This window comes from Pseudoclavibacter terrae (assembly GCF_008831075.1).
GTDB lineage: Bacteria > Actinomycetota > Actinomycetes > Actinomycetales > Microbacteriaceae > Pseudoclavibacter > Pseudoclavibacter terrae.
The window spans coordinates 217281-242531 of record NZ_WBJX01000004.1 but is presented as its reverse complement, the minus strand read 5'-3'; the positions used below and the strand labels follow the sequence as shown (position 1 = coordinate 242531).

Annotated in this window: 26 protein-coding genes; 13 read left to right on the top strand and 13 right to left on the bottom strand. The window is 70.1% G+C overall.

Annotation, left to right across the window (positions count from 1 at the left end; genetic code table 11):
* The first annotated feature begins 125 nt into the window (after positions 1-125).
* Both F8O03_RS12965 and F8O03_RS12960 read left to right on the top strand, forming a co-directional pair.
* Entirely contained in the window at positions 126-1403 is a 1278-nt protein-coding gene (locus F8O03_RS12965) for a phosphotransferase family protein (protein WP_151424215.1), read from the top strand.
* The gene (locus tag F8O03_RS12960) at positions 1400-1759 is read left to right on the top strand and encodes a hypothetical protein (RefSeq protein WP_151424214.1); all 360 of its coding nucleotides are present in this window, start codon (positions 1400-1402) and stop codon (positions 1757-1759) included. The genes F8O03_RS12965 and F8O03_RS12960 overlap by 4 nt, the downstream gene beginning before the upstream one ends.
* Positions 1760-1822: 63 nt before the next feature.
* Here the strand turns inward: F8O03_RS12960 and F8O03_RS12955 are convergent, their stop codons facing one another.
* On the bottom strand, positions 1823-2479 hold the full coding sequence (locus tag F8O03_RS12955; protein WP_151424213.1) for a response regulator transcription factor: 657 nt from the start codon (positions 2477-2479) through the stop codon (positions 1823-1825).
* Entirely contained in the window at positions 2476-4044 is a 1569-nt protein-coding gene (locus F8O03_RS12950; protein ID WP_151424212.1) for a sensor histidine kinase, read from the bottom strand. The genes F8O03_RS12955 and F8O03_RS12950 overlap by 4 nt, the downstream gene beginning before the upstream one ends.
* 147 nt (positions 4045-4191) lie before the next feature.
* On the opposite strand from F8O03_RS12950, the gene F8O03_RS12945 reads away from it, so the two are divergent.
* Together F8O03_RS12945 and F8O03_RS12940 are read left to right on the top strand one after the other, a co-directional pair.
* Complete coding sequence (locus F8O03_RS12945; protein WP_244296265.1) at positions 4192-4524, top strand: tryptophan synthase subunit alpha; 333 nt, start codon at positions 4192-4194, stop codon at positions 4522-4524.
* A gap of 72 nt (positions 4525-4596) precedes the next feature.
* Complete coding sequence (locus F8O03_RS12940) at positions 4597-5277, top strand: metal-dependent transcriptional regulator (protein ID WP_151424211.1); 681 nt, start codon at positions 4597-4599, stop codon at positions 5275-5277.
* Positions 5278-5413: 136 nt separating this feature from the next.
* Here the strand turns inward: F8O03_RS12940 and F8O03_RS12935 are convergent, their stop codons facing one another.
* The 3 genes from F8O03_RS12935 to F8O03_RS12925 all read right to left on the bottom strand — a co-directional run bounded on the left by F8O03_RS12935 (position 5414) and on the right by F8O03_RS12925 (position 8128).
* Entirely contained in the window at positions 5414-6277 is an 864-nt protein-coding gene (locus F8O03_RS12935) for a metal ABC transporter permease (protein ID WP_151424210.1), read from the bottom strand.
* Positions 6278-6389: 112 nt separating this feature from the next.
* A complete protein-coding gene (locus F8O03_RS12930) occupies positions 6390-7181 on the bottom strand; it encodes a metal ABC transporter ATP-binding protein (protein WP_151424209.1) in 792 nt (263 codons plus the stop codon).
* Complete coding sequence (locus F8O03_RS12925; RefSeq protein ID WP_151424208.1) at positions 7178-8128, bottom strand: metal ABC transporter substrate-binding protein; 951 nt, start codon at positions 8126-8128, stop codon at positions 7178-7180. Before F8O03_RS12925 ends, F8O03_RS12930 begins: the two co-directional genes overlap by 4 nt.
* Positions 8129-8283: 155 nt before the next feature.
* Between F8O03_RS12925 and F8O03_RS12920 the strand changes: the two genes are divergently transcribed.
* Positions 8284-9255 carry a pentapeptide repeat-containing protein gene (locus tag F8O03_RS12920; RefSeq protein WP_244296263.1) on the top strand — a complete coding sequence of 324 codons (972 nt, stop codon included), beginning with the start codon at positions 8284-8286 and terminating at the stop codon, positions 9253-9255.
* A gap of 111 nt (positions 9256-9366) precedes the next feature.
* On the opposite strand, the gene F8O03_RS12915 is transcribed toward F8O03_RS12920, so the two are convergent.
* Entirely contained in the window at positions 9367-10212 is an 846-nt protein-coding gene (locus F8O03_RS12915) for a PhzF family phenazine biosynthesis protein (RefSeq protein WP_151424207.1), read from the bottom strand.
* Between the two features lie 182 nt (positions 10213-10394).
* Between F8O03_RS12915 and F8O03_RS12910 the strand changes: the two genes are divergently transcribed.
* The 4 genes from F8O03_RS12910 (at position 10395) to F8O03_RS12895 (ending at position 13616) form a co-directional block, all read left to right on the top strand.
* Complete coding sequence (locus tag F8O03_RS12910) at positions 10395-10877, top strand: hypothetical protein (RefSeq protein ID WP_244296260.1); 483 nt, start codon at positions 10395-10397, stop codon at positions 10875-10877.
* A gap of 35 nt (positions 10878-10912) precedes the next feature.
* Positions 10913-11497 carry a TetR/AcrR family transcriptional regulator gene (locus tag F8O03_RS12905; protein ID WP_167516574.1) on the top strand — a complete coding sequence of 195 codons (585 nt, stop codon included), beginning with the start codon at positions 10913-10915 and terminating at the stop codon, positions 11495-11497.
* A gap of 98 nt (positions 11498-11595) precedes the next feature.
* Positions 11596-12441, top strand: a complete 846-nt coding sequence (locus tag F8O03_RS12900; RefSeq protein WP_151424205.1) for a sugar phosphate isomerase/epimerase family protein — start codon at positions 11596-11598, stop codon at positions 12439-12441.
* A complete protein-coding gene (locus tag F8O03_RS12895) occupies positions 12438-13616 on the top strand; it encodes a Gfo/Idh/MocA family protein (protein ID WP_151424204.1) in 1179 nt (392 codons plus the stop codon). Before F8O03_RS12900 ends, F8O03_RS12895 begins: the two co-directional genes overlap by 4 nt.
* Before the next feature lie 18 nt (positions 13617-13634).
* On the opposite strand, the gene F8O03_RS12890 is transcribed toward F8O03_RS12895, so the two are convergent.
* Positions 13635-14417: a maleylpyruvate isomerase N-terminal domain-containing protein gene (locus F8O03_RS12890; protein WP_151424203.1), complete on the bottom strand. Its 783-nt coding sequence runs from the start codon at positions 14415-14417 to the stop codon at positions 13635-13637.
* Between the two features lie 28 nt (positions 14418-14445).
* A complete protein-coding gene (gene ppk2 / locus F8O03_RS12885; protein ID WP_151424202.1) occupies positions 14446-15351 on the bottom strand; it encodes a polyphosphate kinase 2 in 906 nt (301 codons plus the stop codon).
* Between the two features lie 206 nt (positions 15352-15557).
* On the opposite strand from ppk2, the gene F8O03_RS12880 reads away from it, so the two are divergent.
* A complete protein-coding gene (locus tag F8O03_RS12880; protein ID WP_167516573.1) occupies positions 15558-16613 on the top strand; it encodes an ankyrin repeat domain-containing protein in 1056 nt (351 codons plus the stop codon).
* Here the strand turns inward: F8O03_RS12880 and F8O03_RS12875 are convergent, their stop codons facing one another.
* Genes F8O03_RS12875 through F8O03_RS12865 form a run of 3 tightly spaced genes read right to left on the bottom strand, consistent with a single transcriptional unit; the run spans position 16614 to position 21070 of the window.
* Positions 16614-18992, bottom strand: coding sequence for a glycoside hydrolase family 65 protein (locus tag F8O03_RS12875; RefSeq protein WP_151424200.1), 2379 nt, complete (start codon positions 18990-18992; stop codon positions 16614-16616). It abuts the gene before it with no gap.
* A complete protein-coding gene (locus F8O03_RS12870; RefSeq protein ID WP_151424199.1) occupies positions 18989-20020 on the bottom strand; it encodes a PfkB family carbohydrate kinase in 1032 nt (343 codons plus the stop codon). Before F8O03_RS12870 ends, F8O03_RS12875 begins: the two co-directional genes overlap by 4 nt.
* Positions 20021-20077: 57 nt before the next feature.
* Positions 20078-21070 carry a cation diffusion facilitator family transporter gene (locus F8O03_RS12865; RefSeq protein WP_151424198.1) on the bottom strand — a complete coding sequence of 331 codons (993 nt, stop codon included), beginning with the start codon at positions 21068-21070 and terminating at the stop codon, positions 20078-20080.
* Between the two features lie 171 nt (positions 21071-21241).
* Between F8O03_RS12865 and F8O03_RS12860 the strand changes: the two genes are divergently transcribed.
* The 3 genes from F8O03_RS12860 (at position 21242) to F8O03_RS12850 (ending at position 23387) form a co-directional block, all read left to right on the top strand.
* Positions 21242-22129 carry an SDR family oxidoreductase gene (locus F8O03_RS12860; RefSeq protein WP_151424197.1) on the top strand — a complete coding sequence of 296 codons (888 nt, stop codon included), beginning with the start codon at positions 21242-21244 and terminating at the stop codon, positions 22127-22129.
* Positions 22130-22279: 150 nt separating this feature from the next.
* A complete protein-coding gene (locus F8O03_RS12855) occupies positions 22280-22957 on the top strand; it encodes a DUF6766 family protein (RefSeq protein WP_151424196.1) in 678 nt (225 codons plus the stop codon).
* A gap of 88 nt (positions 22958-23045) precedes the next feature.
* Complete coding sequence (locus F8O03_RS12850) at positions 23046-23387, top strand: DUF7882 family protein (protein ID WP_104252101.1); 342 nt, start codon at positions 23046-23048, stop codon at positions 23385-23387.
* Between the two features lie 22 nt (positions 23388-23409).
* Here the strand turns inward: F8O03_RS12850 and F8O03_RS12845 are convergent, their stop codons facing one another.
* On the bottom strand, positions 23410-23700 hold the full coding sequence (locus F8O03_RS12845; RefSeq protein ID WP_104312938.1) for a hypothetical protein: 291 nt from the start codon (positions 23698-23700) through the stop codon (positions 23410-23412).
* Positions 23701-23824: 124 nt separating this feature from the next.
* Positions 23825-25210: a cytochrome P450 gene (locus F8O03_RS12840; RefSeq protein WP_151424195.1), complete on the bottom strand. Its 1386-nt coding sequence runs from the start codon at positions 25208-25210 to the stop codon at positions 23825-23827.
* Positions 25211-25251: the final 41 nt, after the last annotated feature.

Sequence of the window (25251 nt, the reverse complement as noted above, 5' to 3'; positions counted from 1 at the left end):
CCACAGCTGAGCACGTTCCCGGGCTGTCGCGCAGCGACCCCGGTAGGTTCGAGGCAGCGCCGCGGGACGCGGTCGCGGAGAACTCAGCACGACAGCAGCTCAGCGCAGCGCAGCAGAAGGAGCACATGTTCGCAGCAGCCAGGCAGGTGATCGAGGCCGTCGCCGCGGGCACCGGCCGCGAGGTGGCGTCTGTGACGCTCGCCTGCGCTGAGCCGAGCGGGGATGGCGTGCTCGCCGGCTACGACGTCGAGCTCGCGTCGCTGCAGGGCCCGGACGAGCGTATCCGCCTGTTCATCGACACGGCGACGAACCCCGCGGCCGCCTCGGTCGCGGGCGAATCACAGCAGTGGACCACCGTGCAGAACCCTGCGACTCGCGAGCAGGTGCGCGTGTGGCGCTACCCGCACGATCCCGCGCTGCCCGCCCTTCCCGCGACGGCGTTTCCCGACTCCGCGCGCGAGACCGCGGCGCGCTTCGGCGCCGTCGGCGAGGGGCAGCTCGAGATGCTCGCGTACCGGCCAGGCCGCCGGGCGGTGCTGCGCCTCGCCGGCCCCGAGGGGACCCTCTTCTTCAAGGTCGTCCGACCGGGGCATGCGGAACCGCTCCACCGAATCCACGAGGAGCTTGCCGGTGCCGGCGTGGCTGTGCCGCGAAGCCGCGGCTGGAGTGAGGCGGGCCTCGTCGCCCTCGAGCGCATGCCGGGCGTTCCCGCCGATTCGCACGTGCCCCGAACGCCGGATGCGCGGCTCGCGTTCCTGCGAGAGCTGCAGTCGCTGGTCGCGTCCATCGGCGCCGCCAGAGTCACCCGTGGAGCCCGCGCGAGCCTGACGGCGGGACTCGACTGGTACCTGCTGCGCCTCCACGACCTCCTCCCCGCGCGGAGGACCGACATCGATGGGGTGGCCGCGTGCATCCGCGCGGAGGTCGCCCGTGCGCGCCCGGGGCCGGCGCGCACCGTGCACGGTGACCTCCACCTCGGCCAGATCTTCGTCGAGCCGCACGCCCAGACCGACGGCCGCGCCACGATCACGGGCGTCGTCGACATCGACACGGCGGGCGTGGGCGACCTCGCCGACGACCTCGGCGGTCTCTACGCGCACGCGATCGTGACAGCCCTCACCCACGACCTCTGCGGGAGGACCGATCTCCGGACCTCGACGTTCGAGCTCGCCGAGCTCGTGCGCCTCGCGTGGGGCGACTTCGCACACACCTGGAACAGCCCAGGACAGGTCGGAACGCTCACCGATGACCCCGACCTGAGCATCCGCGCCAACGCGGTCGCCCTCACCCACCTGCTCTCGCACGCCTTCGGCGCCGCGGTCCGCGGCGGGGCCGGGCTCGACGCACTGCCGGACCGCATCCTCGATTTCGCCGTCGCACTCTCGAAGGAGCCGAGACGATGACCACCCAGAAGCCCCGCCCGCGTTGGCTGATCCTTGCCTGCGCGGGCGCCGGAGCGCTCGCGATCGCGCTCGCCGGGGTCACATTCGCTCAGGCCATGTCGCTGCGCTCGGCACCGGGTGAGTCTCTCGACGTCGGACCCATCGTCGGCGCGCAGTCGCCCGTGACGACCATCAGCGTGACCCCGTCACCGACTGCCCCGGCCTCCCCGTTGCCCAGCAGCGTGCCCGACCCGGTGCAGCCCTCACTGCCGACGGGAAGCATCCAGGCGCCAGTGCCGGTCGACCCGGTCGCGCCGTCGCAGATCGACGACGATGACGACGACGATGACGACGACGACGGGGACGACGAGGACTGACCTGGGACGACGAGGACTGACCTGGGGCGCCGAGGGGCACCCGTCGCTGCGCGCGGGCTCGGCTCAGCGCAGGCGGTAGCCCATGCCCCGCACCGTCTCGATCCGGTCCGCGCCGATCTTGCCCCGCAGGTACCGCACGTACACGTCGACGACGTTCGAACCTGGATCGAAATCGAATCCCCACACTCGGCTCAGCAGCTGTTCTCGGCTGAGCACCTGCCCTGGGTTGCCGAAGAACTGCTCGGCGAGGCCGAACTCGCGCGCCGACAGGTCGATGTCGGCGCCATTCACCCGCACACGCCGCGTTCGGAGGTCGAGCAGCAGGTCGTCATGGGTGAGCTCGGTGGCCGCCACCTGGCCCGCATCCCGAAGCCGCAGGCGGATGCGCGCGAGCAGCTCGTCGAACTTGAACGGCTTCGCGAGGTAGTCGTTGGCCCCGCCATCGAGGCCCCGCACCGTCGCCTCGACCGAGGTTCGGGCCGTGAGCATGATGACGGGGACGGCGTTGCCTTCGGCGCGGAGTCGGTCGAGGACTTCGAAGCCGTCGAGACCCGGGAGTCCGACGTCGAGGAGCACCAGGTCGAAGTCACCGCCGCGGGCGAGCTCGAAGCCGTCGGTGCCGTTGACCGCGACCGTCACGGCGTAGCCGCTCGACTTCAGGCCCTTCTCGACGAACGAGGCGATGCGCGCCTCGTCTTCGACGACCAGGATGCTGCTCATGCGGGGTCCTCTCGCTGGGGTTCGGATGTCGTGTCAGCCGGCTCCGGACCGAAGGCGGCGCCAGCGCCGGGCAGCACGATGGTGAACGTCGACCCGACGCCCGGTTCGCTCTCGAGTTCGACGCGCCCGCCGTGGCCGCGGGCGATGGACTGCACGATCGACAGCCCGAGGCCCGATCCGGTCTGGCTGCGTCCCGTCTCGGCCCGCCCGAAGCGGTCGAAGACGCGGTCCTGGGCTGATGGGGGGATGCCGACGCCCTCGTCCCGCACCCACAGGCGCAGCTCGCCGCGCGCATCCACGAGGCTCCCGAGGCCGACCCGGGAGCCCGGCGGCGAGTACTTCGCTGCATTGTCGGCGAGCTGCAGCCAGGCCTGCGTGATGCGTCGCGCGTCGACATCGACGACAACCGGCGCCGTCTGCTCGAGCACCCACCGGTGCGCCGAGAGCGCGCTCGCCTTCGCGTGCACCTGCTCGGTCAGCTCGAGCACGTCGCACGGCGCCAGGCTCAGCAGGCCCTGCTGCTCGCTGACGGCGAGCGCCTCGATGTCGTCGATGAGCTCGCTCATCCGGTCGAGCTCGTCGAGGGCGAGGGCAACCGTCTCTCGGGTCTCTGCGGGGTCTGTCGGGTCGAGGATCTCGAAGTGCCCGCGCACGATCGTGATGGGGGTCTTCAACTCGTGGCGCACGTCGTCGAGCAGCTGCCGTTGGGCGGTGAGGGAGCCGTCGAGACGGTCGAGCATGCCGTTGATGGTGGCGGTGAGCGCGGAGACGTCATCGTGGCCGACGACGGGGATGCGCGCGGATCGGTTGCTGCCCGTGATGGAGGCCGCCGTCTCCCGCAGCTCGCGCAGCGGCCTGAGCAGACGGCCCGCGACGAACCAGCCGACGAGGGCGATCACGGCGAGGGCGGCGACGGCGACCAGGGCGTACGTCTGGAAGGTGCTGTTGGTGTCGGCGAGCTCGGCACGCAGGTCGTAGGCCGCGAGGTAGAGGGCCGTGCTCGTGCCGTCACCCACGGTGAACGGCACGGCCACGTACCGGAGGGCGTGGGTGGCGTCGACGAACGTGCCCATGCGCACCGAGCCGTCGGCGGTCTCGCCCACGGCGCGTTCGACGAGGGCGGGGAGCTCGACGAGCGAGAAGGGCGTCGCGGTCGATGGGATGAACGCGGGCGCTCCGTCGATGAGTCCGAGCGCTCCCTCGTTGCGTTCCGGGATGAGGCGCTGCATGACGAGCTCGAGCGCCTCCGTCGAGCTCGCGAACGTTCGGGCGGCGTCTGGCGCGGTCGCTGATGGGCTGGAGGTCGCGGTCGGGCTGGCCGAGTCAGGTGTCGTCGGCGCCGCGAGCTCCTGCCCGCTCACGAGCCCGCGTACGCTCTCGGCCACGGTGATGAGTCGTTCGTCGACGCCCGTGAGCACGCGCTCGCGGGCGGCGACGTAGCTCGTGGCGCCCGCGACGACCATGCCGAGCATCGTGACGAGCAGGATCGACGCGAGGATGCGCACCCGCACCGAAGAGCGCGGCCGCACCTCCAGCCGTGCCTCGCCCGCCGTCATCACCCGCATCCATCGATTATCCGGGGCGCAGGAGTCCGGAGCCTGGCAGGTGAGAAGACTCTCACGCGGACGCCCCTGGCGGACCTCTGTCCACAGGCAACGCTGCTCATTCCACAAGTCCCAGCGGGATGACGAGGTGGCGCGTAGGCTCGTCGCGTGGAAACCGAGCGCTATGAACTGACCAGGCGAGCCAGCCTGGAGGTCCTGCGCGCCGAAGCGCAGGACGAGCGCGAGACGATGATCTACGCACGTGCCCGCAACGGGGAGGACCCGTGGCGCTTCATGCAGGAGCTGCCGACCGTCGACGAGCTGGTCGTGCTGCTCATGCGCGCCGAAGCGCTCGAGCGGGGTGGCGACGAGGCGCCGGAGAGCGGCGCGCACGACGCGCAGCTCATGCGCCGTATCGCGACGGAGTATCCGCCGCTCAGCACCACGGTGTGGACGATGCTCGCGGGCGAGAGCCGCTTCGGCGACCGGTGGAGCGCCTGACCGTCCGCCGTCGCGGCATCCGCGTTCCGGCGCATCCGCGCGCAGCACACCCCTGCCCGTAGGCTTGGCCGCATGTCGGTGTCAGAACTCTCGGTGAGCGCGCAGAACTACCTCAAGGTGGTCTGGAGTCTCCAAGAGTGGTCGGATGCGCCCGTCACGGCAACGATCGTCGCCGAGCGGCTGCAGCTCCGGCTCTCGACCGTCTCCGAGGGCATCCGCAAGCTCGCCGACCAGGGCCTGCTGGAGCACGCGCGCTACGGGAGCATCTCGCTCACGGCGGAAGGGCGCGCGCACGCGCTCGCCATGATTCGCAGGCACCGGCTGCTCGAGACGTTCCTCGTCGAGGTGCTGCAGTACGGGTGGGATGAGGTGCACGACGAGGCCGAGAACCTCGAGCACTCCGTGTCCGACCTCATGGTCGATCGAATCGACGCGCTGCTCGGGCACCCGGAGCGCGACCCGCACGGCGACCCGATCCCGTCAGCGACCGGCGAGGTGAGCATCCCGCAGGCTGTGCTGCTCGGCAGCCTCGACGCGGGCACGCGTGTTGTCGTCGAGCGCATCTCCGACTCCGACCCCGAGCTGCTCAAGTACTTCGCCGCCAAGGGGCTCACCGTCGGGGCGCGACTCGAGATCGGCGAAAGCGACCCGTACTCCGAGTCGCTCCTGGTGGGCGTCGTGGATGCGGCGGCCGCGGCCCCGTTCGCGCTCGGCCCGGTGGCCGCTCGCGCCGTCTGGGTGACCTCGGTCTAGGGACCCCGTTGGGCGTCTCCCGCTGTGCGGCCGATCCGATACGCGAGTCGCCTCAAAGGGTCGTTCTCAAATTCACGTGGCAACCCTTTGCGGCAACTCGCGGCGGGGATGGGCGTCGACCTGATGGCTACGTCGCTCACGCGACCTTCGCGCGGCGACGCGCGACGAAGCGCGACGTGACGAGTCCCTGCGTCGGCGAGAGCAGGTAGGCGAGCAGGAACGCGACGCCCTGTGCGAGCACGATCATGCCGCCCGACGCCGCGTCGAGGTAGTAGCTGGCGTAGAGGCCGATGGCGGAGCAGACGACGGACACGATGGGGGCGATGACGAGCATCCGCGCGAAGCTGCGCGTGAGCACGGTCGCGGTTGCGCCGGGGATGATGAGCATCGCGACGACGAGGATGACGCCGACGGTCTGCAACGCGACGACGGCCGTCAGCGCGAGGAGCCCGAGGAGCGCGCCTCGCAGCAGTCGCGGGTTGAGGCCGATCGCGTGGGCGTGGGTCGCGTCGAAGGCGACGAGCGTGAAGTCGCGACGCTTCACGAGCAGCACGACCGCGACGATGGCGGCGAGGATGCCGATCTGCACGAGGTCCGTGTTGCTGACGCCCAGGAGGTTGCCGAAGAGGATGTGGCTGAGGTCGGTCTGGCTCGGGGTGACCGAGATGAGGACGAGGCCGAACGCGAACAGGGTCGTGAAGACGATGCCGATCGCCGCGTCCTCCTTCACCCTGCTCGTGTCTCGGATGACGCCGATGAGGCCGACTGCGAGCAGCCCGAACACGAGGGCTCCGAGCGCGAACGGCGCTCCGGCGATGTAGGCGAGCACAACGCCGGGGAGGACGGCGTGCGAGACGGCGTCGCCCATGAGAGACCAGCCGATGAGGACCAGCCAGCAGCTGAGGAGGGCACACACGATGGCTGTGATGACGGTCGTGATGAGGGCCCGCACCATGAACTCGTAGCCCAGCGGCTCGAGGAGGAGGTCGACGAGATTCATGCGCGGTCTCCATCTCGGGGTTCGCGGCGCTCGCGGCGCAGAGTTGTGGATGCTTGCTGTCGCGGCGGCGGGGAGCTGCACGTCGCCACAACTCTGTCGGCGGATGCGGGGCTCATGCGGCCGCCCCCTTGCCCGTGTCGATGCCGAAGGCGAGGGCCAGGTTCTCCGGCCTGATGATCTCCTCGGGGCTGGCGTGCAGGAGCACGCGCCGGTTGAAGAGCACGGCCTCGTCGGCGAGCTCGGGCAGCGAGCCGAGGTCGTGCGTGGCGATCAGGATGCAGACGCCCTGCGCCGCGAGCTCGCGGAGGAGGCGCGTCATGGTCGCCTGTGAGCGGGTGTCGACGCCCGCGAAGGGCTCGTCGAGCAGCAGCACCTGGGCCTCCTGGGCGATGCCGCGGGCGACGAAGGCGCGCTTGCGCTGCCCGCCGGAGAGCTGCCCGATCTGGCGGCCCGCGAGGTCGCTCAGCTCGACGCGCTCGAGCGCCGCATCGACGGCGGCGTGGTCGCGCGCCTTCGGCCTCCTGGTGATGCCGAGGTGCCCGTAGCGGCCCGTCATGACGACGTCCCGCACCGACAGCGGGAAGTCCCAGTCGACCTGCTCGCTCTGCGGGACGTAGCTGACGCTGCCCCGCTTGCGTGCATCCGCCGACGAGCCGCCGAGGATGCGGACCGTGCCCGCATCGGGGCGCACGACGCCCATGATGGACTTGAAGAGCGTCGACTTGCCGGAGCCGTTCATGCCGATGAGGCCGCACACGCGCCCCGGCGAGATGGCGAGGCTGGCGCCGTCGAGCGCGAGCACCTCGCCGTAGTGCACCGTGAGGGCGTCGACCTCGATGGCGGGCGACGCGGCGGTGCCGGATGCGGATGCGCCGCTGGGGGCGGAGCTGGATGCGCGGCTCACGACTCGCGTCCCTGCTCGCCGGTGAGGCCGGCCACGATCGTGTCGACGTCGTGCCGGATGAGGTCGAGGTAGCTGGGCACTGGGCCGTCCTCCTCGCTCAGCGAGTCGACGTAGAGCGTGCCGCCGAACTCGGCGTCCGTGGCGTCCACGACCTGACGCATGGGTGCATCCGAGACGGTCGACTCGCAGAAGACTGCGGGTACGTCGTTGTCGCGCACGTGGTCGATGACGCCCGCGATCTGCTGCGGCGTGGCCTGCTGCTCCGCGTTGACGGGCCAGATGTAGACCTCCTGCAGCCCGGCATCGCGGGCGAGGTAGGAGAAGGCTCCTTCGCACGTGACGAGTGCGCGCTGCGAGGTGGGGAGCGGCTCGATCGCGGCGATGAGCTCGTCGTGCACGGCCTGCAGCTCGGCCTTGTAGGCGGCGGCGTTCTCCTGGAAAATGCTCGCGCTTGCTGGCGCGAGGTCGGAGAAGGCCGTGACCATGTTGTCGACGTAGAGCTGCACGTTGAGGGGCGACATCCAGGCGTGCGGGTTGGGGAGCCCCGCGTAGGCGTCACCCACGATCGGCACCTCTTCGACGCCGTCGCTGACGACGACGTGCGGCACATCCATGCTCGCGACGAACTGCTCGAACCACGCCTCGAGGTTCATGCCGTTGTCGAGGATCAGGTCGGCCTCGGAGGCCTTCGCGACGTCGAGGGGGGTCGGTTCGTAGCCGTGGATCTCCGCGCCGACCTTGGTGATCGACTCGACCCGGAGCTCGTCGCCGGCGACCTGTCTGGCGATGTCGGCGAGCACCGTGAAGGTGGTGAGGACGACGGGGCGGTCGTCGTCCTCGGCGGCGGGGGCACAAGCGGTGAGGGATGCGAGCGCGACGAGTGCGAGGCCGGCCGCGACGATGCGGGTGGCCTTCCGTCTGGCTGCATGCAGCACGGGGGTCAGCATGCCCAGAGCATAGCGCTACGGCTTGGGGAAGAACAATGTTCGGTGCGCCGAACTTTCGTGCCGGAGTCGGGGCGACCCGCGCTCGCCCGGAGTGATCCACAGGGTGAAAGACGCTCAGCGCGAGCATGCGGATGCGAACGTAGGCTGTGGCCACGATGTCACCAGGCGACCCCGGCGAGGAGCTGCGGCACCGGCCGAGCGTGCCGATGCCGCTGACTGTCGACCCCGCTTCGGGTCGAACGGCCGGGCCTCGCTCGGGAGGATCCGCCGGGGGCGCTTCCGGCGCTCGGCGTGGCGCGGATGCAGACGAGACGCGCTTCCAGAGCGACTGCGCGCGCTGCGTGGCGCTCTGCTGCTCGGCCCTCGCCTTCTCTCGGGGCGACGACTTCGCCCACGAGAAGCCAGCAGGCAAACCGTGCCGCAACCTCGACGAGAACCTCGGCTGCAGCATCCACGCGGTGCTCCTCGAGCGCGGGTACCGGGGCTGCACCGTCTTCGAGTGCCACGGCGCCGGACAGCGGGTCACGCAGGAGACCTTCGGCGGTGGCGACTGGCGCGAGGGCGAGGGGCTGCGCGACGCGATGTTCGCGGTGTTCCCGCTCGTGCGTCAACTGCACGAGGTGCTGTGGCTACTGACCGAGGCCAGGCGGCGCACAGCCGACCGGCCGCTGCTGCGCCGAATCGACGCCCTGCTCGATCGTGTGGACGCGCAGGCCGCGTCCCCCAGCGTGGCCGTGCTGCGAGCGGCAGTCGAATCGAGCAGGCCCGCCGCGGGCGAGCTGCTGGGAGCCGTGAGCCGCGAGGTGAGGCGGGCGCACGCGCCCCGCCGCCGCGCATCCGGGGCCTGGTCGCGGGTCGAGCCGCGCGGCGCCTACCTCGGCACCGACTTCTCCGAAGGAGACCTGCGCGCCGTCGAGTTGCGCGGGGCTCTGCTCATCGCGGCGAAGCTTCGTGGCGCGGACCTGCGATGGGCCGACCTCCTCGGCGCCGACCTGCGGGACGCCGAGCTGCACGGTGCCGACCTGCGCCACGTGCTGCACCTCACGCAGCCGCAGCTGGCGGCGGCGTTCGGAGACGAGACGACCCGGCTGCCGGATTCGCTGACGCGGCCCCGTCACTGGAACTGAGACCGGGGCTGAGCTCTCCCATCACGCGACATGCCGCGAGCGGCCGGTTCGGATCGATTTCGGCGACCCTTTGGCGCATCTCGCGTGAGCGGTGCGGTGGGTCGGCAGCGCCTACGCGAGCGCGCTTCCCGTGAAGAGGGTGGTCGTGGCGCCGCCCACCCAGACGGCGCCGGAGTCGTCGACGGTCACGGTGATGTCGCCAGCGCGGCCGAGGCGTGCGCCCTGGGATACCCGCCAGCTCGAGCCCGGTGCCGTGCCCGTGCGGTCCATCCACTGGGCTGTTGAGGCATTCATGCTGCCGCAGACCGGGTCCTCGTCGACGCCGATGCGCGGCGCGAAACTGCGCAGCTCGAACGCGTGCGGCGCCCCGGTCGGGTACGCGCCGACGGCGCCGACCATGTCGTCGGGGAGCAGTGAGAAGTCCGGGTCGAGATCGAGCACCTCCTGAGCGGATGCGAGCTGCACGACAGCCCACCCGGGCCCGTTGTCGATCCACTGGTGGGCCACGACCTGTTCCTCAGTGATGCCATACGCGTCGACGATGCGCGCGAGGAGCTCCGGCTCGAGCGGCCCGCTGCGGAGCGTGGGCGGGGCCGCGAACGACAGGCGCCCCGCATCGACGCGCACCTCCACGAGTCCGGCACCGCACTCCTGGACGATACGCCCATCCGTCTTCGGACTGCCGCCGTGCTCGAGCCAGGCGTGCGCCGAGCCGAGCGTCGGGTGCCCGGCGAACGGCAGCTCTCCGCCCGGGGTGAAGATGCGCAGTCGGTAGTCGGCCGCGTCGTCGGTGGTGGGCAGCACGAACGTCGTCTCGGAGAGGTTCGTCCATCGTGCGATGCGCTGCATGTCGTCGCCCGTGAGCCCGTCGCCGTCGAGGATGACCGCGACGGGGTTGCCGAGGTAGGGGGTCTCGGAGAAGACGTCGACTTGGGCGAAGGGGCGCGGGGTGGTCACGGGTGGATCCTTTCGGAGGGGATGCGGCACGAACGAAGCGCGTGCGGCAACCGTAAGGGTGCGGTGGCGGGAAGCGCTCGTGCCAATCGCGCGCAGTTGGACTTGAGGTCCAATCCGGAGGTGTGGACCTGTCCCGCGCGGGGGTCCACGGATCGCTCAGGCTCGGCCGCAACAATCGCACCATGAGCGACGAGAACACGCGAGCATCCGGGGCCGACGACGATCAGCGGGAGCGCCGGGGCGCCGAGCATCTGCCGCCGGAAGGTGTCGACGAGGCGACCGTCGCTGCCGTGGGGAAGCTCACCGAGGCGCTCGAGATGGTCGACCAGGCGCGCGGGCTGCTCTACAGCTTCCACCGGTTGACGGGGGCTGCTGACCTGGCCTTGGGCGAGGCATCCGATGCGCTGCGGGACGCGGGCCACGTTGAGCTCGCCGACCGGCTCGACTCGGAGCTGGTCGGCCGCAACGTGATCGAGGGGCGGTGGACGTTCCAGATCGTCGAGGATTACGACGACACCTACTGGGAGCCGTTCCGGGCGGCAGAACGCGACGTCAGGGAGCAGCTCGTCGCAGGCCGCCGCCACCTTGCCGAGGCGGCGATGAAGGAGGATCGGCCCACGCACGGTGCGCGCCACCACGAGGCGCGGCCCAGCGGCGGAGCGTAGCAGGCCCCGCCACCTCCCCGGCTACGATGCTGGGCGTGGCAGCAGACGGAGTGCGGGGTCGGTACGCGAAGGGTGTCGAGCGCAAGCGCGAGATCTTGGCGGTGGCGTACGAGAGGCTCCGCGAGACGGGCGCGAGCGGGGCCTCGCTGCGCGCGATAGGCGAGTCCATCGGGGTCTCTCACGGCATGCTGACGCACTACTTCGGCTCCCGAGAGGGGCTGCTCGTCGAGGTCATCCGCGAGCACGACCGCGTCAACGACGAGCGCATGCCCGATTCCGTCTCGCTTGTGCAGCGGATGCGCTTGAGCGCCGAGTTCAACGTGCAGTTCCCCGGTATGGTCTCGCTGTTCACGGAGATGCTCGCGAAATCGGTCGAGGCTGGGGATGGCCCTGCTCGTTCGTTCTTCACGGCGCGGTTCGCCCGGGCGCGGGTCGAGCTGGCGGCCGAGCTCGGCGGCCAGCTCGCGGCGCTGCCAGAGGAGCGCCGCGCGGACGCGGCCATGCTCGTCGACCTGATCATGGCCGCATCCGACGGACTGCAGGTGCGATGGCTCCTGGAGCCGAGCGTCGATGTTGCGGGCACGCTCGGGCTGCTGGAGCGGCTCGGACGAACCGGCTGAACGCGAACAATGAAAGTTGCCAACTGGCAATTTTCTAGTAGCGTCTCTCCTGAGAGCGAACCGCGACGCGGCGGGCGCCCACCGACACAGGAGTCAACGTGCCCACCACCCGACCAGCAGCACCCGGCACCCCACAGGAATCACAGCGCCCGGCGACGTCGCTGCAGCTCTACAGCATCAACTCGCACCTCGAGGCCGACCTCGACGGCACCCTCGCTCGGCTCGGTGAGATCGGGCTGCGCAACGTCGAGGCCTTCGCCTTCGTCGACCGCGCCGACGAGCTCGCCGCGGCCTTCGAGCGGCACGGCATCGCCGCCCCGACAGGACACGCCATGCTCGTCGCGAACGAGGTCACGCGAGACGGCGTGACGACGCAGGTGCCGAGCCACGCGACCACGTTCGAGGCGGCGAAGAAACTCGGCATGCGGTACGTCATCGACCCCGCCGTCTTCGACTGGTCGACTCGCGAGGCGGTGGAGGCGACGGCCGCGGCGCTCAACGAGGCCTCGAAGGCCGCCGCCGAGCATGGCCTCCGCGTCGGATATCACAACCATGCGTGGGAGCTCAGCAACCGCATCGACGGCGTCCCGGCCCTCGAGTACTTCGCTGGGCTCCTCGACGACGAGGTGGTGCTCGAGGTCGACGTCTACTGGGCGCACATCGGCGGCGTAGAGGCACCCGCTCTGCTCGCTCGCCTCGGCGACCGCGTCAAGGCGCTCCACATCAAGGACGGCCCCCAGGTCGAGAACCCGTTCCTGACGGATGCACCCTTCGACCCGTCCGGTCTCGGCCAGGTGTCGGCCGGCCAGGGCGTCATCCCGCTCGGTGCGGCCCTCGACGCCGCCCCGTCGGCGGAGTTCGCCGTCATCGAGTTCGACCACTACGACGGCGACATCTTCGCGGCGATCGCCGCCAGCTTCGACTACCTGGAGAACCGCGCATGAGCCTCCCGCAGGCAACAGCAGCAGCAGCAGGCGCATCCGCATCCGCCAGGAGCGGCCCCGTCGGCATCGGCATCATCGGCACGGGCATGATCAGCAACGCCTACCTCGACAACCTCATCCGCTTCCCCGACGTCCGCGTGGTGGCGCTCGGCGACCTGAACGAGGCGCTGGCCGCAGAGAAAGCGGCGGCATATGGTGTTCCGTTCTCGGGGTCCCCGGCTTCTGTGCTCGAGAACGCAGAGGTCGAGATCGTCATCAACCTCACCATCCCTGCAGCGCACGTGCCGGTCGCCCTCGACGCGATCGCGGCGGGCAAGCACGTGTGGATCGAGAAGCCCATCGGCATCAACCGCGAGGAGGCGAAGGCCCTCCTCGTGGCCGCCGACGCGGCCGGCCTGCGCGTGGGAGTGGCGCCCGACACGGTGCTGAACCCGGGCATCCAGACCGCCCTGCGGCACCTGGCGGCTGGTGCCATCGGCACCCCGCTCACGGCGCGCACCATGATGCGCTACTCGGGCCCCGACCTCTTCCACCCGAACCCGGCGTTCCTCTTCGCCCAGGGTGGCGGCCCCCTGCTCGACATGGGGCCGTACTACGTGACGACGCTCGTGAGCGCCTTCGGTCCTGTCCGCAAGGTCTACGCGACGGGATCGACGGCCAAGGAGACGCGCACCGTCAAGCTCGGCCCGCTCACCGGGCAGTCGTTCCCCGTCTCGGTGCTGACGCACGTGGATGCGCTGGTCACGTTCGAGAGCGGGGCGAGCGCGCAGCTCACCTTCAGCAACGACTCCCCGTTGGCGGAGATGGGCACGGTCGAGATCATCGGGGCCGGCGGGATGCTCCTGGCCCCGGATCCGAACCACGCCGATGGCGGCACGAGGGTCGCGCGGCACCCGCAGGAGTACGCGGAGGTGCTCGAACCGACCTGGGAGGACTACCCGGAGGAGGGCACCGTCACGGGCCGCGGCTACGGTGCGCTCGACATGGCGCGGGGCATCCGCGAGGGGCTCCCGCACGTCGCGACCGGGGAACTGGCGCTGCACGTGCTCGACATCATGCTCGCCATCGAGGAGTCGGCGGCGGCCGGTGAGGTCGTGGCCATCGGAAGCACGGTCGATCCGGTCCCGCTCGTCGACCACACGCGAGACCCGTTCGCGGCGACGCTCAGCGTGTAGGGGCTTGCTCTCCTGCGCTCAGGGGGCCAGCGGTTGCGCGAGCACGCGCTCGAGCACCGCTCGGGACCCGGTGATCCGCGCATCCACCGCCGTGAGGTCGCGCCGCTTCCAGAGCAGGAGCAGCGCGTCCCCGGCGGTGACCTCGAGCGTCACGTCGGCCGGCGTCGTCTCGCTCGCGGCCGTCGAGGAGTCCGCCGGTGCCTCGTCGACGGGGCCGAGTCGGACGCGCACGCCGAAGCTGCCGCTGTCGCCTGAGCGCTCGAGCCGGTCTCGCAACCTCAAGTCGACGCGTTCCTCGAGCGACGGCATCCGCCCGAGCGCGACCTGCCGCGGGTACATGTCCTCGGCGACCTCCGCGACACCGGCGGCGGCGAGGCTCGGGTGAATCGGCACGGCGATACCGAGGCTGTCGCTCGCGTCCCAGAGGTGCAGCACCGTCTCGAACGCCTGACGCTTCGCCCACGTCGAGGCATGCTCGGGCGGGTAGAGGGCCCAGCATGGTGCGTCCTCCGGCAGCTCGCGCAGCGTCGCCACGAGGTCCGTGGCGCCCTCGCGGAACCACGCGACGAGCGCGTCCCGGTCGGCGAGCGGCGCATCCGGCGTCTGACGGTCGACCTGCGGCCCGCCGCCGAGCAGCTGCGCACGCGCCCACCGGTGCACGCCGCCGAGGTGGCTTGCGAGCTCGGCGAGCGACCAGCCCGGGCAGGACGGCACGGGCGTCGCGAGATCTGCCGACTCGAGGAGCAGGCCGAACCCGGTCGCTGCGTCCTCGGTCGTGTCGATGAAGTCTGCGTGGCGCATGGTCGGATCCTAGGCCGTGACGCCGCGCCTACTCGTCGGCGGTCTCCTGCTTGCCGCGCATCACGAGCAGCGGGTCCGGCTTCGTCACGACGTCGTGGTCCTTCCCCTCGTACTCGAACTGCCCGAGCCAGAATCGCATGGCGTTGAGTCGGGCGCGCTTCTTGTCGTTGGAGCGGATGATCGTCCACGGCGCGTGCTTCTTGTCGGTGAGGCGGAACGTCTCCTCCTTCGCCGCCGTGTAGTCCTCCCAGCGGTCGAGCGAGGCGAGGTCCATGGGGGAGAGCTTCCAGCGGCGCACCGGGTCGAGCTGGCGGATCGCGAAGCGCGTGCGCTGCTCGGTGCGCGACACCGAGAACCAGAACTTCGTGACGTGGATGCCCGAGTCGACGAGCATCTTCTCGAACGCCGGCGCCTGCTGCATGAACTGCGTGTACTCGTCGTCGGTGCAGAAGCCCATCACGCGCTCCACGCCTGAACGGTTGTACCAGGAGCGGTCGAACATGACGAGTTCCCCGTCGGTGGGGAGGTGCTGGATGTAGCGCTGGAAGAACCACTGGCCGCGCTCGCGGTCGCTCGGCTTCGCGAGAGCCACGACGCGCGCCTTGCGCGGGTTGAGGTGCTCCGTGAAGCGCTTGATGGTGCCGCCCTTGCCTGCCGCGTCTCGCCCCTCGAAGAGGATCACGGCGCGCTGGTCGTTGTCCTCCATCCAGTACTGGCACTTCAGCAGCTCGACCTGCAGGCGGTACTTCTCGCTCTCGTACTCGTCGCGGCTGAGGCGCTCCTCGTACGGGTACCCCTCTTGCCACGTGTACACCGGGTTGCCCTGCGGGTCGATGAGGTCCGGGTCGTTCGTGTGGCCGTCGCGCACCGAGTAGCCGAGCGTGCGCAGGTGCTCGATGTACTCGCGCAGGTCCTGGGGTTGTTCGATGGCCATGCGTTCCTCCGAGGTTCAGGTGCCGCGCATCCACCCGCCGCGGCCTGCGGTGGGGGATGCGGCGACCATACTGCGCCGTGAAGGCAAACGGGATGTGTACGAGCGCGGGTGGGCACACCGACGACGTGCACGAACCGCTCAGGGGGTTCGATCACCCTTGGGGAATTCGCTCGAAAACGAGAGCGAACCGACCGGAGGAGACGACGTTGCCGAAGAAGCGCATCACCCTGCCCAAGGAATTCAGGCGGGGCGAGACCTACACGGTCGCCGAGCTCGAGGAGATCTTCGAGAAGGTCGAGACGACCGCCCTCGGCCGTGACTTCAACAAGGAGTCCGCACTCATGAGCGACCGGCTGGACGCGGCTGGCATCCGCTGGCTGATCGAGCACGGCGCGGAGGTGGACGCCGTCGATCGCTTCGGCAACACCGCGCTGACCCACCATTCGATGTGGAAGGCGAAGCTCGACGTCGTGGCCGTGCTTCTCGAGCACGGCGCAGACCCCAACATCACCGGTCACTCTTCGCCGCTGGCCGCTGCGGCCGAGTACGGGAACATCGACGGCCTCACCCTGCTCCTCGAGGCGGGCGCGGACCCGCTGCTTGACTTCGGGCGTCGCGATGAGACGGCGCTCGACCGCGCGATGACGAGGATGAAGGACTACCACGCGCCTCGGGCGCTCAAGGTGGCGCGGATCCTCGTCGCCCGCGGCGCGACCATCTCCGGGGACACCCCCAAGTACCTGCGTCAGACGATGTCGCAGCTGCAGGGACTCATCGCCAGGGGCAAGGGGTCTGAGGAGAACCTCGCGATTCTGGTCGAGCTGTTCGAGCTGCTCGGCGTGGAACCGACGGTGCCGCCGAGGGTCCTCGCGCCAGGCGAGCCCATCACCGTGACCGCTGAGGGATGGAAGGCGCAGTACAGCGAGCTGTGGAAGATGCTGGTGCCAGGGGGTGGCGCCGCCGAGAGCGTGCAGGGCGAGGTCGTGCGCATCGCGGGTCGCGTCGGCAACGAGATCCTCGGCAACGGCGGCGGCAACTGGGATAGGGACTTCGACAAGATGCTCCAGGCGTACCGTGCGCACGTGCGCACGGGGGCACCGCTCGAGGAGGAGGAGCTGGTGAGCGTCGACCAGGCAGTCGATCGGCTCGCCGGCGGATCCTTCGACGAGCCGGCCGTCGATACGCTCACGGAGCTCGCCGTGACGTGGGTGCTCCGGAACCCGGACCGCGTCGACTTGCCGACGCCGAGCTACCGGCGGTAGTCACTCCTCCCGCATGGCCTCAGCGAAGGGTCTCGGCGCCCGGTGCTTCGGCTGCGCCGGGGCGGTGCCCGGGTTGGTCAGCGGGGGAGTGGATGCGCTCACCGGGTCCCCCGCCCGCAGTTCCAACTCCTCGTCGAAGTGGCGGATGAGGAGGGGCTCGCCGGCACTGAGCTGGTAGACGGTCGCCTCTGGCCTGATCTCGACGTGCAGCCGTCGACCCTGCACGAGCATCCCGAAGCGGATGCGTGTCAGCTGATCCGGGAGGCGAGGCGCGAATCGGAGCCCCCTGTCGCTTTCGCGCAAGCCGCCGAGACCAGCCGTGACGGCCGTCCAGATGCCGGCGAGCGACGCCATGTGCAGCCCCTGCGAGGTGTTGTCGCGGAGGTCATCGAGGTCCAGCGTGGCAGCCTCGGCCAGGTAGTCGGCGGCGAGCTGCAGGTGCCCGACCTCGGCCGCGAGGATCGACTGCACGGAGGCGGACAGTGAAGAGTCACGCACCGTCAGCGCCTCCGAGTACTCGAAGGCCCGCTTCTTGTCCTCGAAGGTGAACGCCTCGTGTGCGAAGTAGAGGGCGAGCACCAGGTCGGCCTGCTTGATCACCTGCTTGCGGTACAGGTGGAAGTACGGGAAGTGCTCCTGCAGGGGGTACTGGGATGCGGAGGTGCCGGCGAAGTCCCATTGTGCGAGGTCCGTCGACCCGGCCGCGTGCGCGTGGACGCCGCGGCGCTCGTCGAACGGCACCACGATGGCGTCGGCGGCGTGCATCCACCGTCGGATCTCGTCGTCATCGACGCCGAGCGCGCCCGCTTCGGCGTGGTGACGTTCGGCGACGGATATCGCGGCGCGCAGGTTCAGGCGCGCCATGAGGTTCGTGTACGTGTTGTCGTCGACGAGCGCCGAGTACTCGTCCGGGCCGGTCACGCCGTCGAAGTGCAGGCCCCCGTCCGGGTCCCAGCGTCCGAGCGAGCACCAGAGCCGGGCGGTCTCGACGAGCACGTCGACGGCGACCTCCCGCTCGAAGCGCTCGTCACCGGTCGTGCGGATGTGGTGCACCATCGCCGCGGCGATGTCCGCGTTGACGTGGAACGCGGCGGTGCTCGCGGGCCAGTATCCGGAGCTCTCCCGGCCGTCGATCGTGCGCCACGCGAACGCGGCCCCCTCGAGCTTCAGGAGCTTCGCGCGCTCGCGGGCGTACTCGAGCGTCGAGTGCCGCCAGCGCAGCGCCTGCTCGGCGGCGGCCGGTACCGTCGCGGAGAGGAATGGCAGCACGTAGCTCTCGAAATCCCAGAACGTGTGCCCCAGGTAGCCAGCGCCCGTGAGGCCCTTGCCTGGCACCGAACGCGCCTCGAGCCGGGCTGCCGACTGGTAGACGTGGAAGAGCGCGAAGCGGGTCGCCTGCTGCAGCCGCGGCGATCCGTCGATCTCCACGTCCGCGCACGCCCAGAACTCGTCGAGGTTCGAGCGCTGGTCGGCGAGCACCTGCTCCCAGCCGTCTCGCCTCGCGTCGTCGACGGCTCCCTCCGCCCGGTCGCGCAACGCCTCCGGGGAGAGCGTCGACGAGAACTCGTGGCCGACGTACTTCGTGATATCCAGGGACTCCCCGGCTTTCAGCTCCACGCTCACGGTCGTGCGCGCCAGGTCGCGGGATGTCTCGGTCTCGATGCTCGGGGGCGTCGCGCAGGTGCCCGTCACCACGTTGTCCATGGCGACGGCGATGCTGATGCCGCTTTTCAAGGTGCGATGCACGAGCGTGGCCGCGCTTCCCAGCGAGAAGTGTCCGAGGCCCTCGAACGGCTCGTCGAGCTGGTCGTTGACCCGCTGGTCGGGGTGCACCTCCGGCATGTCCTCGTTGGCGACGACCTCGGACTGCACGCTCACGTGCACGCCGTCGCCGAGCGCCTCGACCTCGTAGTGCACGGCCGCGATGGATCGGTGGGTGAGCGAGACGAGGCGGACGCTGGTGACCCGCACCGTGTCTCCCGCGGGAGAGGTCCATTCGAGGTCGCGACGCAGCGTGCCCGCGCGGAAGTCGAGGCGCTGCTCGTGGTGGACGACCGTGCCGCGGCGGAGATCCAGCGGCTCATCGCCGACGAGCAGGCGGAGGACCTGCCCGTTCTGCACGTTCACGACGCTCTGCCCCGTGTCCGGATACCCGTAGCCGTCCTCGGCGTACGGCATGGGGTGGTCCTCGAAGACGCCGTTCAGGTAGGTGCCGAGCACCTCGTGCGGGTCGCCCTCGTCGAAGTTCGCTCTCCAGCCGATGTGGCCGTTGGAGAGGGCGAACACCGACTCGAGGTGCGCGAGCTGGGGTGCGTCGAGGTCGAGCCCGGTGAAGCCGAGGCTCCATGGTGCGACATCGAAGGGGATCGCGCCGGTCACGCGCGCGTCTCGCCGTCGGTCGAGGGGAGGTCGGAAGAGGGGAGCATGCTGCCCTTTCTGTCGGGAGAGAGCCGTCGGAGCCTGGGGTGCCCGCCAAGGTGTTGCACGCTCGCGCCGGCAGCCTGCGTCGCGCGCTGCCCTGCCTCGCGGGGGCTCGCTCCAGAGAGCAGCGCGGTCGTGAGCGCCGCGACGAACGCGTCACCCGCGCCGGTGGGGTCGACCGTTCGGGTGCGCTCGTGCGGCAGGAACACGTGGTCACCAGGCCAGGCGATGAGCTCAGCATCGTCGACCGTGAGGGCGACGACGCGGGGGCCGAGGTCGAGGAGCGTCTCGGCTGTGCGGAGCGCGTCTGCCCGGTTCCTGACCTCGGACCCGGACAGCATCGACGCCTCTCTCGCGTTCGCGCGCACCACATCGGCGAATCCGACAAGCTCGTCTCGTCGGGCCCTGTCCTCGGTCGCGTCGACGGCTCCGTCGAGGACCAGCAGCGCTCTCGGGGCACCGTTCGCGGGCCGTTGCCTCGTGAGCTGCGCAGCGAAGAGCAGCGTGTCGATGGGCTGCTGCAGCTGCAGGACGACGGCGTCCGCCGTCGTCAGAGCCGTCGCGGCGCGGACGTCGTCAGGGGTGAGGAGCGCCTGCTCCGGGATGTGCTCGAGCAGTCGGCGCACGCCGCCATCGGCGACGACATCCGTGAGCAGCGCCGTCACCCCGCGTCTGACGACGTGTCCCGTGTCGAGCCCCTGGCGGGCGGCGTCGCCCAGCATCTCCTCGCCGGCACCGTCGTCGCCGAGGACAGCGACAAGCGAGACCCGCGCGGTGGGATCGAGCTGGCGGATCCCGACGGCGATGTTCGCGCCCTTGCCGCCCAGACGTTCGATGCGCTCGCTGACCACGGCGCTCGCCCCCGCGTCGGGGATCCCCGCAACGCGCAGCACAAGATCCCGGCCGGCCTGCCCGACCACCGCGACGCGCGCCGGCGAGACGGGCTGGGCCGTGCGCGCGGGGATGCCCGGGGTGCCGTTCGACATGAGGAGAGGGTACCGACGTCCCCTTGAACATCTCATGGTGGTGAGCGTGCAGCGGCGTCAGGTCCGACCGGTCCCTCGGATCGACGCCAGCGTCTGCGCCCCGTCCGGGATGCTCGCGACGGGAACCAGCACCACGTCCTGCATCTTCCAGTCGAGTCGCGCGAGATCCCGTGCGACGTCCTGCAGCGCATCCACGGTCGGGGGACGACGATCGACGGGCACGACAAAGGCCTCCACGTGGAACACCTGACCCTGGTCGCGCATCCGAATGCCGACGTCGTCGACCCACGTCTCGTCCTGGAGGCGCAGGATCACCCGCTTCATGAGCGGATGCGGTTCCTGATCGTCATGGGTGCGCGCCTGCTCGTCGAGGAGGTCGCGCACCGAGGAGCGGGTGTTCTTCACCCCGTCCCAGACGATCCCTGCGGAGATGAAGAGCGCCGCGACGCCGTCGAGCCACCAGAGTCCGACCCCGATGCCGAGCACGCCCAGGATCGACGCGGCGTTCGTCTGCCAGTCGGCTTTCGCCATGTCGGCGTCCGCCGCGAGCAGCTTGTTGTGGAGCTTCGGGGCGAGCCTGGCCTTCGCGCGACCGTAGACGAGCGGTCCGACGACGATGACCGCCATGACGGCGACCATGAGCCACCCCTGCCAGATGACGGTCCCGAAGAGCTGGACGCTGCCGATGGTGGGATGCTCGGCGTTCACCAACCCCAGGACGGACTCCACCGCGAGGTGGCCGCCGACGGCAAGGAGAGCGACACCGGCGACGAGATGCCCGATGCCCATTGCCCGATGCAGCCCGAACGGGAAGGTGCGGGTCGGCTTGCGCCGGATGAACACGAGCGCGATCAGAAACGCGAACTGCGGGATGAGGGAGAGCATGTCCTCGATCCAGGCGGTCTTCATCGCCTGCGAGTTGCCTACGACGAACGCGACGATCGTGATGGTGCAGGCTGTGAAGGCGATGGTCGCCCACTCCCAGCGGACCGCGGCCCTCAGCGCCTCCCGCTGCTCCTGTGGCAGGTCCGTGCGGCCGGTGCTCCCCACTGGATTCTCCTCGCCGTCGTGCGCGACCCATCGGTCGACTCCGAATCAGTGTCACGAATGCGCCCACGCGCCGCGAGACCTTGACGTGGACCCTCGCCGGTGCCATGGCGGGAGAAGGCTGGGAGGTCAAGCGGTTGTCGGCACGCCCTGCCCGAAATTAGCGTCGCGGGTATGAGCCACTACGAGAAGAAGAACCCGCTCGACCTCTACCCGAAGCCGCCGTTCCCCGAACAGGAGCAGCAGCTCCCCGGCCTGGCGCGGAAGATGACCCCCAGACCAGACCACGGTGAGGAGAGCTACGTCGGCCTCGGCCGGCTGAAGGGGTTCCGCGGCATCGTCACGGGCGGCGACTCGGGCATCGGCCGAGCGGCAGCGATCGCCCTGAGCCGAGAAGGCGCCGACCTCGCCCTGAACTACCTCCCCAGCGAGCAGGCGGATGCGGAGGAGGTGCGCGACCTGCTCGTCCGCGAGGGGCGGAAGGTCGTGCTCCTGCCGGGCGACATCAGCGACGAGCAGTTCTGCCGTGACCTCGTCGAACGCGCCGTCGCGGAGCTCGGCGGGCTCGACACGCTCGTGATGGTCGCCGGCCATCAGGAGAGCAACGGCGACATCACCACCATGACCACCGAGAGCATCGACCAGACGATGAAGACCAACGTCTACTCGCTGTTCTGGCTGACGCAGGCGGCGCTCCCGCACCTCGAACCGGGCTCATCCATCGTCACGACCGGCTCCATCCAGGGCGCCGAGCCGTCGCCTGACAAGCTCGACTACGCACTCACGAAGGGCGCGATCGGCGTCTTCACCGCTGGACTGGCGCAGCAGCTCGCGCCGAAGGGCATCCGAGTCAACTCGATCGCGCCGGGCCCGATCTGGACGCCACTGCAGCCAGCCTCATCTGACGGCGAGACCGTGGCGCACTTCGGGGAGCAGGCCCCGTACGGGCGACCGGGACAGCCCGCTGAGCTGGGCGCCGCGTACGTGCACCTGGTCAGCCCGGAGTCGAGCTACACGAGCGGGGCGACGATCACGATCGCCGGAGGCACGCCCGCGTTCTAGGACGCGGAGCGATGAACGGGAAGGCGAGGCGATGAGCGAGCGCACGAGGACCGGTGTGTCGGGGCCCAGGGTGGTGTTCTGGGCCTGGACGCTGCTCATCGGCTCCGGTCTCGCGGCCATGCTGATCCTGCCTCTGGTGGGGCGCTGACCATGCGGCGCGGCATCCGCGATGCGGGGCTCAGCCTCGCCTTCCTCGTGATCTTCGTCCTGGCGCTCCTGGGTCAGTCGATCGCGGGTCACGCATACCTGAACGAGCAGCAGGCGCAGCACGGGGACGCGAAGGTCGGGTATCTCGAGTACGTGTCCTCCTCGGACTTCATCGTGGACGTCGCCGAGAACTGGCAGTCCGAGTTCCTGCAGTTCTTCCTCTTCATCCTCGCGACGATCTGGCTCGTGCAGCGCGGATCGCCGGAATCGAAGCAGCCGGGTGATGAGGGCGTCGGCACCGACGCGGAGCAGTCCGTCGGCCGACACGCCCGAGCCGACTCGCCGAAGTGGGCGAAGAGTCGAGGGATCAGGCTGTGGGTCTACTCGAACTCCCTGCTGCTCGTCATGGGCGGCGTCTTCCTGGCCTCCTGGCTGGCGCAGTCCATCGCTGGGCGTGTGGTCGCGAACGAGGAGGGTGCGCAGCACGGCCAGCCTCCCGGGACCTGGGTCGAGTACGTGGTGTCGGCCGACTTCTGGAATCGATCACTGCAGAACTGGCAGTCCGAGTTCCTCGCGGTCGGGGCGATGGTGGTGTTCTCCATCTACCTGCGCCAGCGGGGCTCCAGCGAGTCGAAGCCGGTCGGCGTGCCGCACCGCACGAGCAGCGTCGAGGCCGACTGACTGCTCAGCGCACCCAGCACAAGCCCTGGGCGTTCCCGGCGACGGTCCGTATCCTTGGACGCATCCCCCAGGCTGACAGGAGCACACCATGGGCACGCTCGTCTACGACAGCACGTCGATCCACTTCGACGACCGTCTGCTGACCCACCTGCAGATCGTGATCGTCCAGAAGCTGAGTCGCAACGAGTCGTTCCTGATGTCCTGGAAGGACTCGCCATCAGTCGGTGACGGCCGCTCGGCGATCTGGCTGACCCCGAACACGTCCATGCAGTTCAAGTTCCTGGGCGGCAAGGTGCCGGAGATCAATCGTGAGTGGCTCAAGCGGCTCGGCGAGTCAGCCGAGAGCAGCACGGGGCTTCTCGTGACGGATGAAGAGGGCAAGCTCGCACTCGTCGGCACGGACGCGCCCTACCCCGGCACGCTCCGCTGAGCGAGTCGAGCTAACCGGCGGGTCAGTACTGATCGAAGTCGATGAACACCACGTCGCCATGGTCGGCACCCTCGGTGTCGGCGCCGTCCACGGAGCCGTCGACGGAGCGATCAACGTCGCGCACATCGAGGACGTCGATGCGAACATGCGTGGCTGGCGTGATCAGCACCTCAGGGCTCCCCGGCCGGCTGCCGATGGGAACGAGGCTGCCGCCCGCCTGAAGGGCGGCGCGGATGTCGCCATGCAGGCGGGAGATCGACTCGGCGTCATGGAGCACGAACCGGTCATGGTTGACCGTGAGCACAATCGACATCGGTGACCTCGCTTCGGCCCCCACCGACGGGGGCGTCGCAAGGTTCTTCGGAACCCCAGCCGGTTCGGATGGGAATGCGGGCGCTTCGACGCGCTGACGCATCCCGCGGTGCCCCGTCGCACGATCAGTGCACGGGGCAGCGGCCTGCAGCGGGCTCCGACCTGGACCGGCTCGATGGCGCAGCCGGGCGGATGAGCCCTCCGGAGGAGGGCTTCGTGGGCAGTCGCCTCCGGTTCACCTCCAGGCCGACGCCCGAGATGTCGACGCGGGGGTCGCTGAGGGCTGCGATGGCGGTCGCGAGGCCCGCGATCGCGAGCTTCTCTCCGGGGCAGCGGTGCCCGGCCGCGACGTCGCCCCCGCCGTGGGGGATGAACTCGGTGATGGACTCGTAGTCGTCGACGTCGAGGAAGCGCTCTGGCCGGAAAGCACCAGCGTCCTCCCAGGAGCTGTCGTCGGTGTTCGTGCCGAGGATGTCGAGGAGCAGCCGTCCACCGGCCGGAACCCGCGCACCGTCGAGCTCGATGTCGTGGCGCGCCCAGCCGGGCAGCAACGGTACGAAAGGCGCGGTGCGCCGCACCTCCTGCGCGAACGCGGTGGCGAGTGGGCCCCCGTGCAGGGAGCCGCGGGCCGCCGCCTCGTCGCCGATGCGTCGCCTCCAGTCGGGTCGATCGTGCAGTTCCTTCGCGGCGAAGGCCACGAAGCGGGCGACGGCGATCATCGGGCGGATGCTGTTCTGCAGCTCGATCCCCGCCAGTCGCGGCGACAGCAGCTCACCGTGCTCGTCGACGTGCCAGGCCCACTCGTGCAGCGCGGTTCCAGCGGGGGCAGGGATCGTCCCTGCGCGTGCCGCATCGACGAGGCGTGCAGCGTGCCGGTCCGACCACATCCGATTGCCGAACGCGAGCAGGAACTCGGGAGAGTAGGGGACACCGAACCCGTCGACGATCTGGGCGAGACGCGCCGCCCACCGCGATTTCGCGGCCGCCGTGCCCGGCAAGCCCGCCCAGGTCATGGATGCCCGGCCGAACGCGGCCACCGCCGCGTCGTACGCCGATGCGTCGTGGTCGCCACCGGCCCAGGCCTCCACCTGCTCTCGCCACTCGCGCTCGAAGTGGGGGACCAGCTCCTCGACACGATCGTCGTCGTAGGCCACGCGCAGGAACGTCGCCTTCCGGTGCCGGTGCTCGGCCCCGTCGAGACTGTGCACCGAGCCGTGGCCGAAGAGGGACTCCTGCACGAACGCGGGCATCGCCCCGTGGCGCGCGATGCTGCCTTCCTCGTAGAACAGCCGGACGGCGTGGCTGCCGCGCACCAGCAGGGCCTCCCTGCCGAGGAGCCGCAGTGGCACCGCCCTGGCCTGCGCGCGAGCCCTGCTCCAGATGTGTGCCCCGAACCCGTAGCCTCTCGTCATCAACGACAGTGATTCGTCGTCGAGGGCAGCCCGCCAGGCAGGGGCGTCGGACTCTCCGGTCGAGCGGTTGTCGGTGGCCAGTGCGGTTGCGTCGGACATGCCTCCAGGCTGGCAAATCCCCTCGGCAGATCGCTGGGGAA

Bases quoted from the DNA above. Each gene is read 5' to 3' on its own strand.
- F8O03_RS12965 (WP_151424215.1), top strand. From the start codon at position 126: ATGTTCGCAGCAGCCAGGCAGGTGATCGAGGCCGTCGCCGCGGGCACC.
- F8O03_RS12960 (WP_151424214.1), top strand. From the start codon at position 1,400: ATGACCACCCAGAAGCCCCGCCCGCGTTGGCTGATCCTTGCCTGCGCG.
- F8O03_RS12955 (WP_151424213.1), bottom strand. From the start codon at position 2,479: ATGAGCAGCATCCTGGTCGTCGAAGACGAGGCGCGCATCGCCTCGTTC.
- F8O03_RS12950 (WP_151424212.1), bottom strand. From the start codon at position 4,044: ATGCGGGTGATGACGGCGGGCGAGGCACGGCTGGAGGTGCGGCCGCGC.
- F8O03_RS12940 (WP_151424211.1), top strand. From the start codon at position 4,597: ATGTCGGTGTCAGAACTCTCGGTGAGCGCGCAGAACTACCTCAAGGTG.
- F8O03_RS12935 (WP_151424210.1), bottom strand. From the start codon at position 6,277: ATGAATCTCGTCGACCTCCTCCTCGAGCCGCTGGGCTACGAGTTCATG.
- F8O03_RS12925 (WP_151424208.1), bottom strand. From the start codon at position 8,128: ATGCTGACCCCCGTGCTGCATGCAGCCAGACGGAAGGCCACCCGCATC.
- F8O03_RS12920 (WP_244296263.1), top strand. From the start codon at position 8,284: ATGTCACCAGGCGACCCCGGCGAGGAGCTGCGGCACCGGCCGAGCGTG.
- F8O03_RS12910 (WP_244296260.1), top strand. From the start codon at position 10,395: ATGAGCGACGAGAACACGCGAGCATCCGGGGCCGACGACGATCAGCGG.
- F8O03_RS12895 (WP_151424204.1), top strand. From the start codon at position 12,438: ATGAGCCTCCCGCAGGCAACAGCAGCAGCAGCAGGCGCATCCGCATCC.
- F8O03_RS12890 (WP_151424203.1), bottom strand. From the start codon at position 14,417: ATGCGCCACGCAGACTTCATCGACACGACCGAGGACGCAGCGACCGGG.
- ppk2 (WP_151424202.1), bottom strand. From the start codon at position 15,351: ATGGCCATCGAACAACCCCAGGACCTGCGCGAGTACATCGAGCACCTG.
- F8O03_RS12870 (WP_151424199.1), bottom strand. From the start codon at position 20,020: ATGTCGAACGGCACCCCGGGCATCCCCGCGCGCACGGCCCAGCCCGTC.
- F8O03_RS12860 (WP_151424197.1), top strand. From the start codon at position 21,242: ATGAGCCACTACGAGAAGAAGAACCCGCTCGACCTCTACCCGAAGCCG.
- F8O03_RS12855 (WP_151424196.1), top strand. From the start codon at position 22,280: ATGCGGCGCGGCATCCGCGATGCGGGGCTCAGCCTCGCCTTCCTCGTG.
- F8O03_RS12850 (WP_104252101.1), top strand. From the start codon at position 23,046: ATGGGCACGCTCGTCTACGACAGCACGTCGATCCACTTCGACGACCGT.
- F8O03_RS12845 (WP_104312938.1), bottom strand. From the start codon at position 23,700: ATGTCGATTGTGCTCACGGTCAACCATGACCGGTTCGTGCTCCATGAC.
- F8O03_RS12840 (WP_151424195.1), bottom strand. From the start codon at position 25,210: ATGTCCGACGCAACCGCACTGGCCACCGACAACCGCTCGACCGGAGAG.